Raw genomic sequence first — 16,570 nt, forward strand, 5'->3', positions numbered from 1 at the left:
AAACAAGGCCTCGTGGCGCAACTGAATAGCGCATCTGATTACGGCTCAGAAGGTTACTGGTTTGAATCCAGTCGAGGTCACTACTCGGGACAAAAGAAAAATATCATCTTTTGTCCCGTTTTTTTTTGCCCGTAATCTATTGTTTACCAGATAGATACACTTGAACATTTCATTGATCCTAGCGGTTTGTATTTTGTTATTTTGAAATGTGAAATTTTCAGGAAAAATTAAACCGATAATCTCTCTGGAATCGACTAAAGACCCGTCACCAAAGGCCTCACCGAGCTTTATAAGGTTTTGCAGTCCTGTGTTCATTAAAGATTCAATATTGGCCCTGTCTTCATCCACATTGCCAATTTCATTTTCTAGTCTGCTGATCTCAGCATTGCATTCCGTTTTCATTAGATGATAGTCATCGGCATCTATCTTCTCCGTCACCAGCAGGTTTCTGGCAACCGCCAGTTTTTTTTCGTAAACCCCAATCTGCTCCAAGGATTTCTTCTTCTCATTAATAACCAATCCAGTATGTTCTCTGTATGCTTCAAGCAGAACTGCACTGTATAATTTTCTTACTTCAGCCAAGGGCTTGAATTTATTTAAATGTCCTTTAAATATATTATTGGCCATATCGGAATTTACCCTCCACTTACATACTCTATCACAGTGGTAATAGTAGTAATCCTTGCTCCTTCCTCTGCATTTGCTCCCTGCTAGCTTTTGACCGCACTGAGGGCACATGAAAAAGCCTCTAAGGGGAAAATTCTCAATTGTTTTAATTTTAGGCCTGTACGTACGTCCTTTACTGTTAAGAATATCCTGTACCCTGTAGAACAGATCTTCACTTATTATCGCGTCATGCTGCCCCTTAACTAATCTCTCTTGCTCATCACGATACTTCGGAACTAAGATTCTTCCGCAGTAAAGCGGGTTTCTTATGATAAGCCACAAGTTGTTTTTGGAAATTCCCATTCCCTTTGCTTTGGCTGTCTGATAAATCGATTCTGTACTGAAAATATTCTTTGCAATCTGTTCATACACCCATATAACATTCGCAGCTTTTTCAGGTACAATGGCAATATATTTCCTTCCGTCTTCAGTTATTTTATTAGCATAGCCATAAGGGGCCATACCCATATGCCTGCCCTCTTTTTTACCTCTTCTGAGCCCTTGAAAGGTATTTAGGGCCCTGCGGTCATTTTCGACCTCGGGGGCAGCAAGATAAAACGCGAGCATCATTTTATTCTCCGGTACACTCAGGTCTAGCGGCTGCTCAATAGCCTGCGGCTCAACTCCTAATTTCCTCAACTGATTAATCATTTGGTAAGCGTCACCAGCATTACGGCTGAACCTATCCCATTTCATAAAAAGCACATGACTAATCTTATTCTTATTTTTTTTTATATTGGCAAGAAATTTTTTCCATTGCGGCCTGTTGAAAGTTTTTGCGGAATGGTCTTCATAAATCACATTACGAATCTGTATATGGTTGATGGCGCAATATTTTCTAAGCATCTCTTCCTGATTGCGTTGGGAGAAGCCTTTCTCAGCCTGCTCGTCGGTGCTTACCCTGATATATAAATCTGCTATCTTGCTCATTTTGTTTCGTTTAAATATTTCAAAACAGCGATATTAGCAATTTTTCTCAAGAAATACAAGATTTCTTCAGCCTGTTCAAAAGTCACCTCCAAGCCTTCAGATTTAAGCATCTGCTGCGCTTTTTCAGTTGTAATTTTCGATTCATTGTAACCTGTCTCATTTTCCATCTCCTTATCCAGTTTAGATTATAATTACGTTCGAAAGAAATTTATCCTAATAAAATCTGATGATGCGTAAAGCGGCTTTTTCTGGCATAATATGGACGTTCTTGTCTATGAAGTAGAGATAGCTGTTTTGTTGTTTATAAAAAGTATATTTACAATTAGAAAATCGCCCATTTGCTTTCTGCCTTTTTTGCCAGTGGCAAATTTAGATTCTATACCATCTTCCTTTTAGCATAATTTTATTTAAATATGGATTCTAGATTTAATTATTTTATCAGCAAAAGTTCCACATTAATATACAAACTCTGTATTGGCAAAGGCTCCGCAAAGGAAAGATTGATCGAATCAGAACTTGAGATAAGGAGCGTCCTGCGATCTCCTGTACCCAACAAATTGATACCTTTGAAAGACCAAATCAAACAGAAACTTCTTTATGCTGGAAACTCCGTCGACAATAAGCAAGGCTCTGTAGCCAGATCTCTTTATGGTAAACGGAATTCAACGGCATCAAAAATCATCGCAGAAATTATTGCGCTGCATCGCGAAGTAGAGGCTCATATCAAATATTCGGAAGTTAATTGAGCCACTGAATAAACTTTACCTTTAAAAAAAATGAAACAGTAGAACATAAATAAAATGCGAAAAGACTTCTCAGACAATACCAGTGCCCATATATCTATCAGTGATCTGATATCATCATCAACTGTTAAAATTGAAACCTTCGACAAAAATGGCGGAATCGGAACCGGTTTCTTTTTCGATTTCAATCCCCAGACACCAGAAACTATGGACAGTTTAGCGATTGTCACCAACTGGCATGTAGTTGAAGAGGTTGAAAATGGCCAGTTTACCTTGACAAAAAAAGATCAAAACGGAGAACCATTAAATACGGAACATCTTACAATTTTTCTTGAAAACTTTGAATCCCACTGGACACCACATCCTGATCCCGAAATTGATTTGTGCATTTTGCCTATAAAATCGATTATGCATCTAATAAAAGAGGATTTTTTTTATACGTCTTTTGACGCGAGCCTAATTCCATCGCAAGAAGAAATTGACAGCCTTTGTGCAATTGAGGAAATTATTATGCTAGGTTATCCTGATGCCCTCTGGGACAGCCATAACAACAAACCAATTGCAAGAAAAGGCATAACAGCCACTAATCCGAGACTGCCATACTGTGGCTACGAGGAGTTTTTAATTGATGCGGCATCTATCCCTGGTTCCAGCGGATCGCCAATCCTGATCTACAATATCGGCCAGTATCTGGACAGAAATGACAATCACTATTTTGTTAAATACCGTTTATTTTTACTCGGAATCTTATATGAAGGGCCGCAATTCACGGCAGAGGGCAAAATAGAAAGAGTCAAAATCAAAAAGAAAAAGATTGTTACCACACAGATTCCAATCAATTTGGGGGCCGCCATAAACAGCTGTAAAATCTTGGATTTTGAAAAGTTAGTTTAGAAATTAACCCATATCAACCCTACCATATCCTCGAAACCAATTTTACTTATTTTTTAAAGTAATCATTGTTACTGGGAATGTAAATAGTACTATAATTCCTTGAGCTTAGGCCTTTTTAATTTAATATCTCTTCAAATTATTATTTAGCCAAACTACGGCAGAATGGCTAAATGCTCTATTTAAGATTTAAGCCATTCTGCCGCTATTTTATAGTACAAATGTTTTCTACCTAAAACAATAACTAGGTAAAACTCATTAACTCTTACTTTCTTCTTTCTTTGTTTCCTCTGCTTTTACCTTTTCTTTTTTCTCAAAAACAGGAATACTATAGGTAAGAGAAACAAATGGCTTAATTTGAAACCTCTTTTTTAGATCAACGCTTGTATCAGCATTAGAAGTATAAATATTACCATCACTATCTTGAGCATAGCGATCGCTAAGTTCTTCGATCTGCCCCATAGCAGCACCATAGGTCAATGCTAGCCTATTCGTTTTTCCGAAAAGAAGGCTTCCCCCTAAAAAATACCTAAGCTTTGGTTTATCGCTGATTGTCATACCCGCACCTAAACTTAAAGATGGATTAATGTATGGATTGAATTTGTAGTAGAAGTGAAATAAAGCCGATACTCCATAATCTCTATTTCCCCAGTTCTCTTTTACAATTTTTTTTCTCTTTGCAAATGCTGGCGGATCCGATCCTACGACTTGCGTACTATCAGCAAAAATACGATACTTTTCATCTATAAGTGAAGTAGTGAACAATCCTGTTGTTACATCTGCCCGGAAACCACCTAGGATATCAACGGTAATTGGTGCATTTACAAGGCGCTTACCCGCATTCATATTCGCTTTTGGAGTTATATTCACTGTAAAAATATATTGATCTACATTCTTAACCTGTGGAATGCTGTAGCTTATCCTGCCCATAGCCGACGTCTTAAATAAAATATATTTAGAGACCACATCCTTCAATTTCTTCTTTTCTTTCATCGCTGCCTCATCCCCTTCACTTCCATTATAAATTACTTCTATTTTTTGCAGCAAAAATGCTTCCAGGGTTTTACTACCGTCATAACCATACACATCTTTAAAATATTGATTAATTTCTGCATCCGCTGTCTTAACATCGGAACACGGATTATAACAATCCCCTTCCCGTTGATATTCCGCCGTTCTTTGGGTTAGAGCCTCGTCAAGCGACTCCACGACTTTGATGAAACTATCTTTATCATCAGCTTTGGCAGCTCCTGCGGCACTAGCGGCAGGAGTAAAAACACTTGTTAAAAATGGCGAAGTTGATGAATGGATATTGACTGTTTCATCTGAAATGGTAACATCGTATTTAAAAGGGTTTACATTTATAATTTCAAGCTCTAATTCCTCCCCCACATGAGGAAGGGCAAACCATCTCTTGCGAAGATACCCTTCACCTAAATCTTTCCCGTATGGAGACTTATTACTGCCTTCTTTCCTTTTAATTTGCGTTTTGTTAGCGCCAAAATCATAGCTAATCGTATTTCCTACATTCTCACATCCAGTGCATACATCTGCTTGCGGAGTATAAACACTAAGTGTAATTGGCGCTATTGGCTTAGAGCCTTTATCCTTCTTGTTCACGTGCAGGACATATTGATAATAAGTGATTTTATCCAAATTGCAAAGCTGATAACTGGCCGCATCCACGCTCTGCAAAGGATTTTTAAGCTTAAATGTAAGCGTTATTCCATCAACGCTCTCCGCATCAATGAATTCCGAACCGCCTATCAGCTTAAGCTTAAAGGTATTTTTTTTCAGCGCCTTATCACCCTCTTTACCAATTGTTAATAACACTTCAAGCTCTGCAGCATCTTTTTGGCAATACGCGTACCCAGAAGTATAGGTGGGAGGGATTTTACCCAGATCCTCTCTCTCCAGCTTTTTTTTGATGACCGCTGAAGGAATAGTATCTTGGGCATTGGTAAGTTGGCTCAAAGAGAAGATCAAAAAAAACAGTACTTTTATTCTCATATCTATAATCTATTTAAAATTCAAATTCGACGTCAAAATTTTTTGTGACAGCATGCATAGGAATTATGTAAGCATAATGATTATCAGTGGCTACCAAAATTCCCAAAAGCTCATCTTCTATCGTTACGACTGCCGAACCCGAATCACCGGCGGCCGCCTGTACTTCCACTTGAATAAGATCCTGTATTTCATGCTTGAACTGCTTGGATGTACCTTTAAAGTATATAATATCGTTATCTGTCCTCACTGAAACAACTTTACCCTGAACAACGCCCGATGTTCTGCCGCATAATTTAACTTTAAGAGTATTCACATCATTGAGTGTCAGCTCATATATGGATTTTATTGGTTTGAAACTATATATATCCTTTGCAGCCAATTCCCTAGTTGTTTCAAAAAAGCCAATATCAACATAGGAGTTAAAATAGCCTGTAACTACATTCCCTATACCTCTTTGCATAGTGTTATTTAAATCCAACATTGCCGGCGAAACTACCCCATGAGAATTTAATATTTTACTGTCATCAGGCGAAAAAACTTCCCGCACCCCTTTTTTCAGTTCCTCTGGAAACAAAACATGATAACAGCTCATTCCGCATAAAACTACATTCCCATTAACATTGACTTTTGCTCTAAGGCCAAGCGTTCCAGCATATCCCGAATTGACTCTTTCTATACTGCTCCCTAAGGGGCGCGGCATTACTTTAGGACCAATCGGAGTTACAGACGCAACGATGTCACCTGTTTCAATTACATCGGTCGGAATCTTGTAACCAGCATAATAAATGTAATCGGGAATAGCTACTCTAGCATCTTGCGCAAGGGAAACCTTATTTACGACATTGAATCTAATAGCTAATTCCCCGGTATCAGTCTTTTCAGATCCAATTAATTTATTGCCTATTGAAACACCTGCATAATTTGCATATGCCGCTCGGCCTGATGGGCCATTCTTTCGGGGGCTATGAGACCAATCTAATCATAACCCAGACCGACCGTTTTGCTGCGGCAATTTCAGGAGCAGGATGGAGCGACATTGTAAGCGCTTACCTCTATATGGGCACCACGCTTGCACTTGCGGATTATTACCGCACTGAGTCGGATCAGCTTCGGATTGGAAAATCACTTTTTGAAAGCAGGGATGTTTATCTCGACCATTCACCGGTACTGCACGCCGAAAATGTTTCAACGCCGCTTCTTTCCTGGACAGGTAAAAATGATACGCACGTCAATGCCCTGCAGAGCCATGAATTTTATTTTGCCCTCAGGCGATTAAATAAAGAACACATCATGCTGGTATTCCCCAATGAAGCACATAATCTTACGGGCACCTTGAGCCAAGAAGATATGACCCTGAAAGTACAGCAGTGGTTCGACCGCTATCTTAAAAATGGCCCAGTTAAGGACTGGATGCTGCCTAAAATGGATTAAAAAAAGATGCCGCTTTAAGCGGCATCTTCCTTTTTAGAAATTAGTTTGCGGTATCCCTTTTTAATGGAACAAGACACGTACCGCTTGAGCGCTCATACAGCTGCGAATTATCGGACGACGCTGTACAGTCAAAATTTCCAGAATTAGAACATTGCTGTATCGGTTCGCAGACATTTTCATTATCAATCTGCTTATATCCCATAATTGGGGCTGTAGTGCTACTGCCGATAGAACTTGTACTGGCGGCACTTGTTAATCCGATTAAGGCCGCAGCCAACGGAAATGCATAATTAAAAAATTTGGTTTTCATAATGTAAGTATTTAGTTAATGATCTACTCTATCACAGGTTTTCGATCTTCTCCTGCTATTTGGCCAATAGATTTCTGCTGTCTTACAGCTTTATTTTTCATACTGTTTCATTCTTTTTTCATTGAGGGTGCCGCGGAAAAGATGGCTTCCTATCAGGGCGTAAAGATGATCACCAGATATAACAAAACTTCTGGCTTTCTTCCCTTCAATATCATAGATACAGAAACTATATAGATAACTTGAATCCCGCAGATCATACACATCAATTATGCTGGCTGATCGCCAGAGAGCATCCTTTTCAAATTTTCCCGGCACTGCCGAGTTTACATACAGCCTATAGCCAGATAAAGCACTTGATTTGTTGACAAACTGCGGCGGTTTTGCCAGTTTTCTTAGTTGGCTTTTTTCAACCGTAATCACCTCGAGCTGTGCCCTTGAAATCGTGTCAATTGTATTGCCTCTTTTTACCAGACCGAGATTTCTGTCTGCAATAGTGTACTGATTCCGGTAGGCATACACATACAATACCTGCCCAAGCGCATTTCCATAAAGCAGCTGCCCGTCCAGATCAAAAACACCGTCAAACTGCTTGATAAGCAGCTCCGGATTTAAAATGGTTTCACCAGTTTGTATATCTACTATGCCTAGAATGCTCTCCCCGGTAATCGAACTGTGAGAACGGACAGCCAGAGTAACGGAATCTATTGGCACAGCTGCCGCGAAATACTCTTTTATTTTTTTAGCATACTCTATTTTCCAGTCTGAAATCCTGCCCCTATAAATAATTGGGATTGTCCCATCGGTCACAAAAAAATGAGGTGGTCTGACAGCTATTTTAAGCCCCCTGAATCTGTTGTTTCCCGTCTCAATTTCAATCCTTTTCTTTTCAATAATCTGCAAGCTTTTATCAACCACTGTAATAAGCATAGGAGCTGTTGTATTTCCCAGATATATTTTATCACCTTCTGCTCCAGCTATATAATAGGAACTTACTCCAAGATCCAATTTGATGCCTTTTTTCATCGGCGTATGAGGAAACCTTCTGATCTGGTTATTATGATGGTGGATTATTCTTTCTGAGGATATAAAAAGTCCTATGACAATACCCGAGGCCAGAGAAGTAAGCAAGAAAAGGAATGCTGCATACTTTAGAGTCATTCTGAGACCGCCACTGCTTTTCTTATAAAATTGCAGACAAAGGGCAAGCAGAGCAAGAGAAATAAAAACAAAATTAAAAACCAGATGCTGCGTCCAGTTCATCTTCTCCAGTATTCCTCCGCAGGAGCAAGGCACAAAAGAACTGTAGTTAAGTATTATAAATATATAAGCCGTAAACATCACCATCAGAAAATAAGATGCTGTAAGTCCTGCCCTCCTTGTTGAAGGGATTATTAAGAGTATGCTGATCACCAGCTCAATTGACGGTATAAACCATGAGAGATAAAGAGTAAATGCACTTACTAAAGGCGACTGTCCGAGCTGGATCTGGAAATTTTCAAAATCAAGCAGTTTGCTCACAGCAGCATAAACGAAAAGAAATATATAAAGCAGGCAGATGGCTTCAACTATAATACCCTTAAGAGAATCTGATATTTTCATGTCCAATACTTTTGCTGTACAGCATATTCCTTTAAATTCTGAGCAGTTTTGCTTCTTGCAGAAAATGGCTGAATCTGCGGTACATTTTCAAAGTGCCAAATTAGATCAATTGCATCAAGTGATTATTATGAAAATTCATCCATTATTTATAAAAAATGGTCTATTTTTCCTATAAGTATTTTTCTACCTATCCACTTTTAGGTCTTAAACGAATATTCTAAAGGCATAAAAAGGGATGATTTAAGGGAAGCCGCATGCAATTGGTTTTCAAAATGTTGTTGGAAAAACCGATGAATCCGCAGCATATTAAGTGCCATGCTCCCGTTCTTACCTTGTAAGTGCGGGGCTTTTTGCCTAAATTTGCGGCATGAACCACGAAGAAATAAAACGCTATTTTGAGAACAATCCCCCGCCCAAGGAAGTACGATTGACCGAATGGGCAAATATTACCGATACGCAGGTTTTTCTCAGGAGCTGCTACAGCACCATCAGAAACTTTAACGGGCCCGTTGACAGATGCCCGGCATTTTGGCACCTAAGGGATTTCTATCTGCTGATGAAAAAAACTGCGGCTAAGGATACAGCGGCAGAAAACCAGAGTGAAGCAGAGCCGGAATCGTGATATTCCAGCCCGCTTGATATTTTTTATCTGTAATGCCCTGCTTTTTTGGCGCAGTGAAATATTCTAAACCAGAAGAAACTGGCTCTCCTGCTTTTTAATCATCCGCCAGTCCATCTCAAATATTCTCAGAAGCAGCTCTTTCAGCCCCTGAAAAGTGCTGGGCTTTACCGCATAAAAATCAGCTCCCAGCTCATAGCTCAGATCAATGTTCTCAGGGCTTCTGCTGGTGGAGAGCATAATGATCCTGACTGTTTTCAGAGCACTGCCGGCACTGCGGATTTCCTGCAGGCATTCAAAGCCGTTCTTGCCCGGCATATTGATATCCAGAAAAATAATCTCGGGAAGTTCGCGGGAATTTTGGAAAAGCAGATCCAGCAGTTCAGCGCCGTCTGCCGCCGTTGTTACCAGTGCGGAAAGCTCCAGATCGCATACAGCTTCCATGAAGAGCATTCTGTCGTCTTCATCATCATCTGCTAAATAGATATTTTTATGGGAATGGACTGCATCACTCATAGCTTATAGTTTTTGGCAGTACAGAAGACAAGCATCTAAGAATCTGCATAAGCTTCTATAAATATAAGCTAATGTAAATCGATAAACAATCGAATTATATCCGTGGAGCGGTTAATAATATACAAATATACAGCTTTTATTGCAAGAAATGCATTAAATAATTATCAATCCTGAAAATTAAGAAAAGAATAACAGAATATATTGAAAAATTTCCAACATAAACAAGTTCATATCCAGCATAAATTTTCCTCAATGCCAACCAGATGTAAATTCTTAATAATGCATTAATCCGTCTTTTTTAACAGCTGTCGAAATCCGCATAAAATCTGGAATTTTATTTTTTGTTACTATTTAGAACATTTTATTTTTACAAAATGTTCTAATCTGTACTAATTTTGATCTGCATAAATGACAAGATTATGGACAGGGCAATAGTGCACATCGACATGAACACGTTTTTCGTCTCCTGCGAAAGGCTGACCAATTCAGAGCTTAACGGCATACCGCTTATCATAGGAGGCGGCGACAGGGGCGTTGTGGCATCCTGTTCTTATGAAGCCCGAAAATTCGGCGTGCGCTCGGCCATGCCGATCCACATGGCCATGAAGCTCTGCCCGCAGGCCAAAATCATGAAGGGCGACATGGAGCTCTACTCCAGGCTTTCCCATGACATCACCGAAATCATTCAGGAAAAGGCGCCCGTGGTGGAAAAGGCCAGCATCGATGAATTCTATCTGGACATTACCGGCATGGACCGCTTCTACGGCAGCTACAAATGGACAGACGAGCTGGCACAGCGCATCACAAAGGAAACGGGCCTGCCCCTCACCTTTGCCCTTTCGGTCAACAAGACCGTATCGAAAATCGGCACCGGCGAAGGCAAGCAGAAGCAGAACCTTGAAATCCCGCAGCATCTCGTGCAGTCCTTTCTCAATCCGCTGTCCATCCGCAAAATCCCCATGGTCGGCGAACAGACCTTCCAGCTGCTCTCCCGCATCGGGATCCGAACCATCCGGACGCTCTCTGAAATGCCCGCAGAATCGCTCCAGCAGATGATTGGCAAAAACGGCACCGAACTCTGGAAAAAAGCCAACGGAATCGACAATACCCCTGTGGAGCCCTATACGGAGAGGAAATCCATTTCCACCGAGCACACCTTTTCACAGGACACCATTGATGTATTGAAACTCAACAGGATCCTACAGGGCATGGTCGAGAAGCTGGCCTACCAGCTGCGCGCCGAAGAGTGGCTCGCTTCAACGGTGACTGTCAAAATACGCTACGCCAACTTCGATACCGAAACCAAGCAGTCCAGAGTCCAGTACACCTCGGCCGACCATATCCTGAACCAGACGGTGACGGATCTCTTTGAGAGGCTCTACCAGCGCCGCATGAGGCTGCGCCTTATCGGGGTGCGCTTCAGCGGGCTGGTCAGGGGAACCTATCAGATTGACCTGTTCAATGATACCGAGGAAATGCTTGCCCTGTATCAGGCCATGGACAGAATGAAAAACCGTTACGGCTTTGATGCCGTGATGCGGTGCGCCGGCGCATCGTTCAAACCCAATAACAAAGACGAAATTCTAAAACGTAAAAAATAAATCATGCTTCTCAACTGCCACTCTTTTCATTCGCTCCGCTACGGCACTATTCCCCTGGATGATCTGATAAGACAGGCAGGAGAATGCGGCATTACCGCGGCAGCGCTGACCGATATCAATACCGTAACGGGCATTTATGATTTCATAAAAGGCTGCCAGGCCCTGGGCATAAAGCCGCTCGTTGGAATCGAATTCCGCTGTGCCCACCGCCTGCGCTATATCGGGCTTGCCAAAAATGCGGAAGGTCTGGCCCAAATGAACCGGTTTCTCACCGGCCATAATTTCTCAGGCGCTGCGCTGCCTGAAAAGGCGCCCGCTTTTGATTCGGTGTATTTTATCTATGCTCTGGAAAATGCCCCTTTGGAACTCAGCGAAAATGAATTTATAGGCATTCGGCCCGACCAGCTCACGAGGCTTATCATGCCCGAGCTTAAAAAGAGGATTTCCAAAATGGTTATCCTGCAGCCCGTGGTGTTCCGCACCAAAAGGGAATACAATCTGCACAGGATCCTGCGCGCAGTTGACCTCAATGATCTGCTGTCCAAACTCACACCTGAGGACTGCTGCAGGAAATCGGATGTGATGATTCCTGAAGCGGAACTTATTGCCTTGTATAAAGACTATCCCGAGATCATCGAAAATACCCGATATATCATTGGGCACTGCAATTTCGAGTATGATTTCCAGAGCCCGAAAAACAAAAAGCATTACACCAAAAACAAAGCAGGAGATATTGCCCTTCTGACCACTCTTGCCGAAGAAGGCCTTGTCTGGCGGTACGGACGCCATAACCCTGAAGCGAAAGCCCGCGTGGAAAAAGAGCTCAAAGTGATCAACGATCTGGAATTCAGCGGCTATTTCCTGATCACCTGGGATATCATACGCTACAGCAACAGCCGGGGCTTTATGCACATCGGAAGGGGAAGCGGCGCCAACAGCATCATCGCCTACTGCCTTGGAATAACGGACATATGCCCGTTGGAGCTTGATCTGTATTTTGAGCGGTTTCTGAACGAGAACCGCAAGAGCCCTCCAGATTTCGATATTGACTGGTCGTGGCAGGAAAGGGATGTCATTTTGAAATACATCTTCGACCGCTACGGCTATGAGAATGTGGCTTTCTGCGGCACGAACGTGGAATTCAAGTACCGCTCCATATTCCGCGAAGTCGGCAAGGTATTCGGACTTCCGAAAGACGAGCTTGACCTGCTGGCCAAAAATCCCATGAAATTCCATGAGCCCAATTCCATTGTAAAATTGGTTCAGGAATACGGCATGATGCTGGAGAAATATCCCAATATGAGAAGCATGCATTCCTGCGGGATTCTGATCTCCGAAGAGCCCCTTACCGACTATACCCCTCTGGAAATGCCTCCGAAAGGGTTCCCCATTGTGCTTTTTGACATGCATACCGCTGAGGATATCGGTTTTGATAAATTCGACATCCTGAGCCAGCGCGGCATCGGGCATATTGATGATACCGTGAAAATAATTGAGCAGAACAGAGGACTGCGCATCAATATCCGTGACACGAGACTCTCCAAAAACGAAGAGTCCGCAAACGTGTATCTGGCGGAAGGGAGAACCATCGGATGCTTTTACATCGAGAGCCCCGCCATGCGCGGGCTTTTGCGCCGCCTGAAATGCGACAACTACAAAACCCTTGTGGCCGCCTCATCCATTATCCGTCCCGGTGTGGCGCAGTCCGGTATGATGAAGGAATACATCTTCCGGCATAACAACCCGTCAAAATTTGAGTATTTCCATCCCGTATTCGAGCAGCAGCTGGGGGAAACCTACGGCATTATGGTCTATCAGGAAGACGTGATCAAGATTGCACTTCATTACGGCGGGCTCTCGGCCGCTGACGGAGATATCCTGAGGCGCGCCATGTCGGGCAAGGGACGCTCAAAAGCGGCGCTTCAGAAAGTAAAGGATGATTTCTTTATCGCTGCAGCCGCAAAAGGGCATCCCGAAACGCTGAGCCGCGAGATCTACCGCCAGATCGAATCCTTTGCGGGCTATTCCTTCTGCAAGGCGCACTCCGCATCCTACGCCGTGGAAAGCTATCAGAGCCTTTACCTCAAGGTGCATTACCCTATTGAATTCATGGTGGCCGTGATCAACAATCAGGGAGGGTTTTACCGCACTGAAATCTACGTGCACGAAGCCAGAATGGCCGGCGCGGTTATCCATACGCCCTGCGTTAACAGAAGCGATTATCAGACTTCGCTTTACGGCATCGATATCTATCTGGGCTTTATGCACCTGCAGGGCCTGGATTCCAAACTCTCGCAGTTCATCGCCTATGAACGCGAAAGAAACGGCCTTTATAAATCGCTGGAAGATTTCATAAACAGGGTGCCGATGGGAATTGAGAATGTAAAGGTGCTGATTTTTATAGGCGCATTCCGCTTTACAGGCAAGACCAAAAACCAGCTGCTGGTGCAGGTCAGCCTTCTGATGAACAATTTCATTTTGAAAGATCTGTTTGTTTGGGTGGTTTCTTAATCCAAATATACCTATTTAGATTTCTTGCCTCCAAGAATTCACTGTTAAAAATTCAAAGCATCGCAAGGCAATTTGAAGAGGCGCATCCCAAGAGCGGATTGCAGGCAGGCCAACTCTGATTCCGTTTTTTTTATAAAAATAAAAAAACGCAAACACCTAATCTACAGCTATTTAAAACCAATTCAAGGCATAAAAGCGCAGTCCTGTTTTAAAAATTCAGGATGATTACAAGATTGGATTGTAAACTTTCGGAAAAAATCAGCGTAATGTTTTTCCTGTGTTAAGCCAGTGTAAAGCAATGTCTGCCAAAGTTTTATAAAATGCGCCAGTTATTCCTTGAAGATGCCGATGGGAGCATCAAAAAAATCAAGTCCGAAAAGGTCAATCCCTTTTTGGATCTTTATGTTTCATTCAACTTCTCAAGGCTGCGGCCTACGCTTTTTTTGCTTCCTGCAGTGCTGCTGCTGCTCATTGCCGCGTTCCTGTTCATGCTCGATGCGCTGCACGCGGAATCCTATATCCTGGTCCAGCGGGAGCATTTCTTTATGCTGAACTCTGTCCTGTCCCAGTATCCCGAATTGCAGTACAATCTCACCGAAACCGGAAATACGCTGGTAGTGGCGTCCCTTCTGAGCATTTTTGTGCTTCACGCCCCAAAAATATGGGAGTGCCTTGCTTCTGCCCTTCTGGTTTCCTGCCTGTTTTCCAGCGGGCTGAAAAAGCTCTTTCATGTGCCAAGGCCGGCAGCTTTCTTTGATAACGGCAGCTTTACCATAATCGGAAGGACTCTGTCAGGATACAATAGCCTGCCGTCAGGGCATTCGATCACCATTTTTACCGCCCTTTCCATCCTTATGTTTGCCTTTATGCCTGCCAGATTGAGAAACAGGATCGTATGGTGCGTGCTTATTGTGGCTGCCGGTCTGGGGCTGATCCTCACAAGGGTTGCCCTGGGAGCGCATTACCCTATTGATGTTATTGTCGGGGGCATCGTAGGCTACATCTGCGCCCTTGCCGGTATTTTTATCTCAACGAGGTACCGAATCTGGAAATGGATAGGAATCAGAAAATATTATCCCTTCTTCATCATCGCCTTCACAGGATGCTGGATAGCGCTATTGGTCAAAATCATGCGCGAGAACCTGTTCATATTTTACTTATCTTTATTCGTGCTGACCATATCACTTTATAAAATTACCGCCGCATATGTTAAAAGGTAGACTCCCTGCAGCCCGTCTGGCGGCCCTATTGAGCCTTGCCAACTGCGTATTTTTCCATTTTCCCTTCTTCTGTTTTGTGGTCGGGAATCTCAATTACGCGGCATTGAGCGGCATATTGACCATCGCCAGCCTCATAGTGCTGATGCTTGTGCTGGATTTTCTGGTCTTTTATCTGCTGCTCTACCTTACCGGAATTTTCGGCAGAATCCTCATTTCGCTTTTTTTTGCGGTCAGTGCCGCGGCGCTCTATTTCATCAATGCCTATAGCGTGATCATAGACGAAAGCATGATTGGGAATATCCTAAACACCAATTATGCGGAATCAAGCGCCTATTTCTCGCTCAGAATGGTTCTTTATGTGCTTGTGCTCGGCATAGTTCCCGCCGTGGCGCTCTTCAGGATTAAGGCCGTAAAAGAGCCCCTTAAAAGGTTTGCGCTGCTCTGCGGCGGCAGTCTGCTTATTGCCCTGGCGCTGGTTTTTGTCAATTCCTCCAGCTGGCTCTGGATCGACAAGAATTCCAAAAAATTGGGAGGGCTGGCAATGCCATGGTCCTATGCGGTCAACACCTCGCTGTTTTACGCGCACCAGTATAAGAAAAACCAGAAGGAAATCCTGCTTCCCGATGCCCACATCAGGGACAAAAAAAAATCAATTGTGGTGCTGGTCATTGGGGAATCCGCAAGAAAGGCCAATTTCTCGCTCTACGGCTATGGTAAAAATACAAATCCGCTGCTTGGAGCCACAGAAAATGTGCACCCCTTAAGCGCAGTGTCTGCCGCGACCTATACCACGGCAGGTGTCAAGGCAATCCTGGATTATAAAAAGACCGATGAGCTTTATGAAATACTGCCCAACTACCTTTTCCGCAATAATGTGGAGGTCATCTGGAGGACCTCCAATTGGGGGGAGCCCCCGCTTCATATCAAAAATTACCAGGACAGGAAATACCTCTCAAAGGCCTGCAAAGGCGGAAATTGCGGCTACGACGAGATTCTGCTGGCCCTTTTCAAAGAGCAAATACTGGCAAGCACAAAAGATAAAATACTTCTGGTGCTGCACACCAGCACCAGCCACGGGCCCAGCTACAGCACTAAGTATCCTGCAGGCTTCGAGAAGTTCAGCCCGGTCTGCAGAAGCGTTGAGCTTGCAGACTGCTCAACGCAGGAACTCATGAATTCTTACGACAATACCATTGTCTATACCGACTACCTTTTAAGCCGCGTAATCGCAGACTTGAAAGAGCTCAGGGAATTTGACAGCACGATGATTTTTGTTTCGGATCACGGCGAGTCCCTAGGTGAAAATAATCTCTACATGCACGGCCTGCCGATGGGCATTGCCCCGCGGGAGCAGTTTGAGATACCCTTTATTGTCTGGGTATCGCCCGGCTCGAAAAAACTCAAGGCCAATAAGACGGTGTCCCAGTACCATGTTTTTCACAGTGTGCTGAAATTTCTGGATATAGAAAGCCCCATATATGATGAAAAAATGAACATTTACCAATAGCAGTCAAACAATCGGC

General features: G+C 43.0%; 13 protein-coding genes, 1 tRNA gene and 1 pseudogene. 8 read left to right on the top strand and 7 right to left on the bottom strand.

The window, feature by feature from the left end; translation table 11 throughout:
* Positions 1 to 6: 6 nt before the first annotated feature.
* Positions 7 to 80: transfer RNA gene (locus GSY47_RS24780), tRNA-Arg, on the top strand.
* On the opposite strand, the gene GSY47_RS24785 is transcribed toward GSY47_RS24780, so the two are convergent.
* Together GSY47_RS24785 and GSY47_RS24790 are read right to left on the bottom strand one after the other, a co-directional pair.
* Positions 46 to 1,596: a recombinase family protein gene (locus GSY47_RS24785; RefSeq protein WP_219071578.1), complete on the bottom strand. Its 1,551-nt coding sequence runs from the start codon at positions 1,594 to 1,596 to the stop codon at positions 46 to 48. The genes GSY47_RS24780 and GSY47_RS24785 overlap by 35 nt on opposite strands.
* Complete coding sequence (locus tag GSY47_RS24790; RefSeq protein WP_219071579.1) at positions 1,593 to 1,763, bottom strand: hypothetical protein; 171 nt, start codon at positions 1,761 to 1,763, stop codon at positions 1,593 to 1,595. The genes GSY47_RS24785 and GSY47_RS24790 overlap by 4 nt, the downstream gene beginning before the upstream one ends.
* 633 nt (positions 1,764 to 2,396) lie before the next feature.
* On the opposite strand from GSY47_RS24790, the gene GSY47_RS24795 reads away from it, so the two are divergent.
* Positions 2,397 to 3,233, top strand: a complete 837-nt coding sequence (locus tag GSY47_RS24795; RefSeq protein ID WP_219071580.1) for a S1 family peptidase — start codon at positions 2,397 to 2,399, stop codon at positions 3,231 to 3,233.
* A 255-nt stretch (positions 3,234 to 3,488) separates the two neighbouring features.
* On the opposite strand, the gene GSY47_RS24800 is transcribed toward GSY47_RS24795, so the two are convergent.
* Together GSY47_RS24800 and GSY47_RS24805 are read right to left on the bottom strand one after the other, a co-directional pair.
* A complete protein-coding gene (locus tag GSY47_RS24800; protein ID WP_219071581.1) occupies positions 3,489 to 5,240 on the bottom strand; it encodes a hypothetical protein in 1,752 nt (583 codons plus the stop codon).
* Positions 5,241 to 5,253: 13 nt separating this feature from the next.
* Positions 5,254 to 5,940, bottom strand: coding sequence for a hypothetical protein (locus tag GSY47_RS24805; protein ID WP_219071582.1), 687 nt, complete (start codon positions 5,938 to 5,940; stop codon positions 5,254 to 5,256).
* Positions 5,941 to 6,143: 203 nt separating this feature from the next.
* Between GSY47_RS24805 and GSY47_RS24810 the strand changes: the two genes are divergently transcribed.
* On the top strand, positions 6,144 to 6,671 hold the full coding sequence (locus GSY47_RS24810) for an alpha/beta hydrolase family protein (protein WP_219071583.1): 528 nt from the start codon (positions 6,144 to 6,146) through the stop codon (positions 6,669 to 6,671).
* 40 nt (positions 6,672 to 6,711) lie between these two features.
* On the opposite strand, the gene GSY47_RS24815 is transcribed toward GSY47_RS24810, so the two are convergent.
* Both GSY47_RS24815 and GSY47_RS24820 read right to left on the bottom strand, forming a co-directional pair.
* On the bottom strand, positions 6,712 to 6,981 hold the full coding sequence (locus tag GSY47_RS24815; protein ID WP_219071584.1) for a hypothetical protein: 270 nt from the start codon (positions 6,979 to 6,981) through the stop codon (positions 6,712 to 6,714).
* 90 nt (positions 6,982 to 7,071) lie between these two features.
* A complete protein-coding gene (locus GSY47_RS24820) occupies positions 7,072 to 8,580 on the bottom strand; it encodes a MauE/DoxX family redox-associated membrane protein (protein WP_219071585.1) in 1,509 nt (502 codons plus the stop codon).
* Between the two features lie 367 nt (positions 8,581 to 8,947).
* Here GSY47_RS24820 and GSY47_RS24825 point away from each other — a divergent pair, with 367 nt between their 5' ends.
* Positions 8,948 to 9,202, top strand: coding sequence for a DUF6965 family protein (locus GSY47_RS24825; protein WP_219071586.1), 255 nt, complete (start codon positions 8,948 to 8,950; stop codon positions 9,200 to 9,202).
* A gap of 63 nt (positions 9,203 to 9,265) precedes the next feature.
* Here GSY47_RS24825 and GSY47_RS24830 read toward each other — a convergent pair whose 3' ends face one another.
* Positions 9,266 to 9,715, bottom strand: coding sequence for a response regulator (locus GSY47_RS24830; protein WP_219071587.1), 450 nt, complete (start codon positions 9,713 to 9,715; stop codon positions 9,266 to 9,268).
* Positions 9,716 to 10,134: 419 nt separating this feature from the next.
* Between GSY47_RS24830 and dinB the strand changes: the two genes are divergently transcribed.
* From dinB to eptA, 4 genes and pseudogenes are all read left to right on the top strand, one after another.
* On the top strand, positions 10,135 to 11,316 hold the full coding sequence (dinB, locus tag GSY47_RS24835) for a DNA polymerase IV (protein WP_219071588.1): 1,182 nt from the start codon (positions 10,135 to 10,137) through the stop codon (positions 11,314 to 11,316).
* Positions 11,317 to 11,319: 3 nt separating this feature from the next.
* Positions 11,320 to 13,791 (top strand): annotated as a pseudogene (gene dnaE, locus GSY47_RS24840) (DNA polymerase III subunit alpha); the annotation flags it as partial.
* A 356-nt stretch (positions 13,792 to 14,147) separates the two neighbouring features.
* Positions 14,148 to 15,047 carry a phosphatase PAP2 family protein gene (locus GSY47_RS24845; protein WP_219071589.1) on the top strand — a complete coding sequence of 300 codons (900 nt, stop codon included), beginning with the start codon at positions 14,148 to 14,150 and terminating at the stop codon, positions 15,045 to 15,047.
* The gene (eptA, locus tag GSY47_RS24850) at positions 15,034 to 16,554 is read left to right on the top strand and encodes a phosphoethanolamine--lipid A transferase EptA (RefSeq protein ID WP_219071590.1); all 1,521 of its coding nucleotides are present in this window, start codon (positions 15,034 to 15,036) and stop codon (positions 16,552 to 16,554) included. Before GSY47_RS24845 ends, eptA begins: the two co-directional genes overlap by 14 nt.
* The last annotated feature ends 16 nt before the right edge of the window (positions 16,555 to 16,570 follow it).

The organism is Flavobacterium quisquiliarum (assembly GCF_019308285.1).
GTDB lineage: Bacteria > Bacteroidota > Bacteroidia > Flavobacteriales > Flavobacteriaceae > Flavobacterium > Flavobacterium quisquiliarum.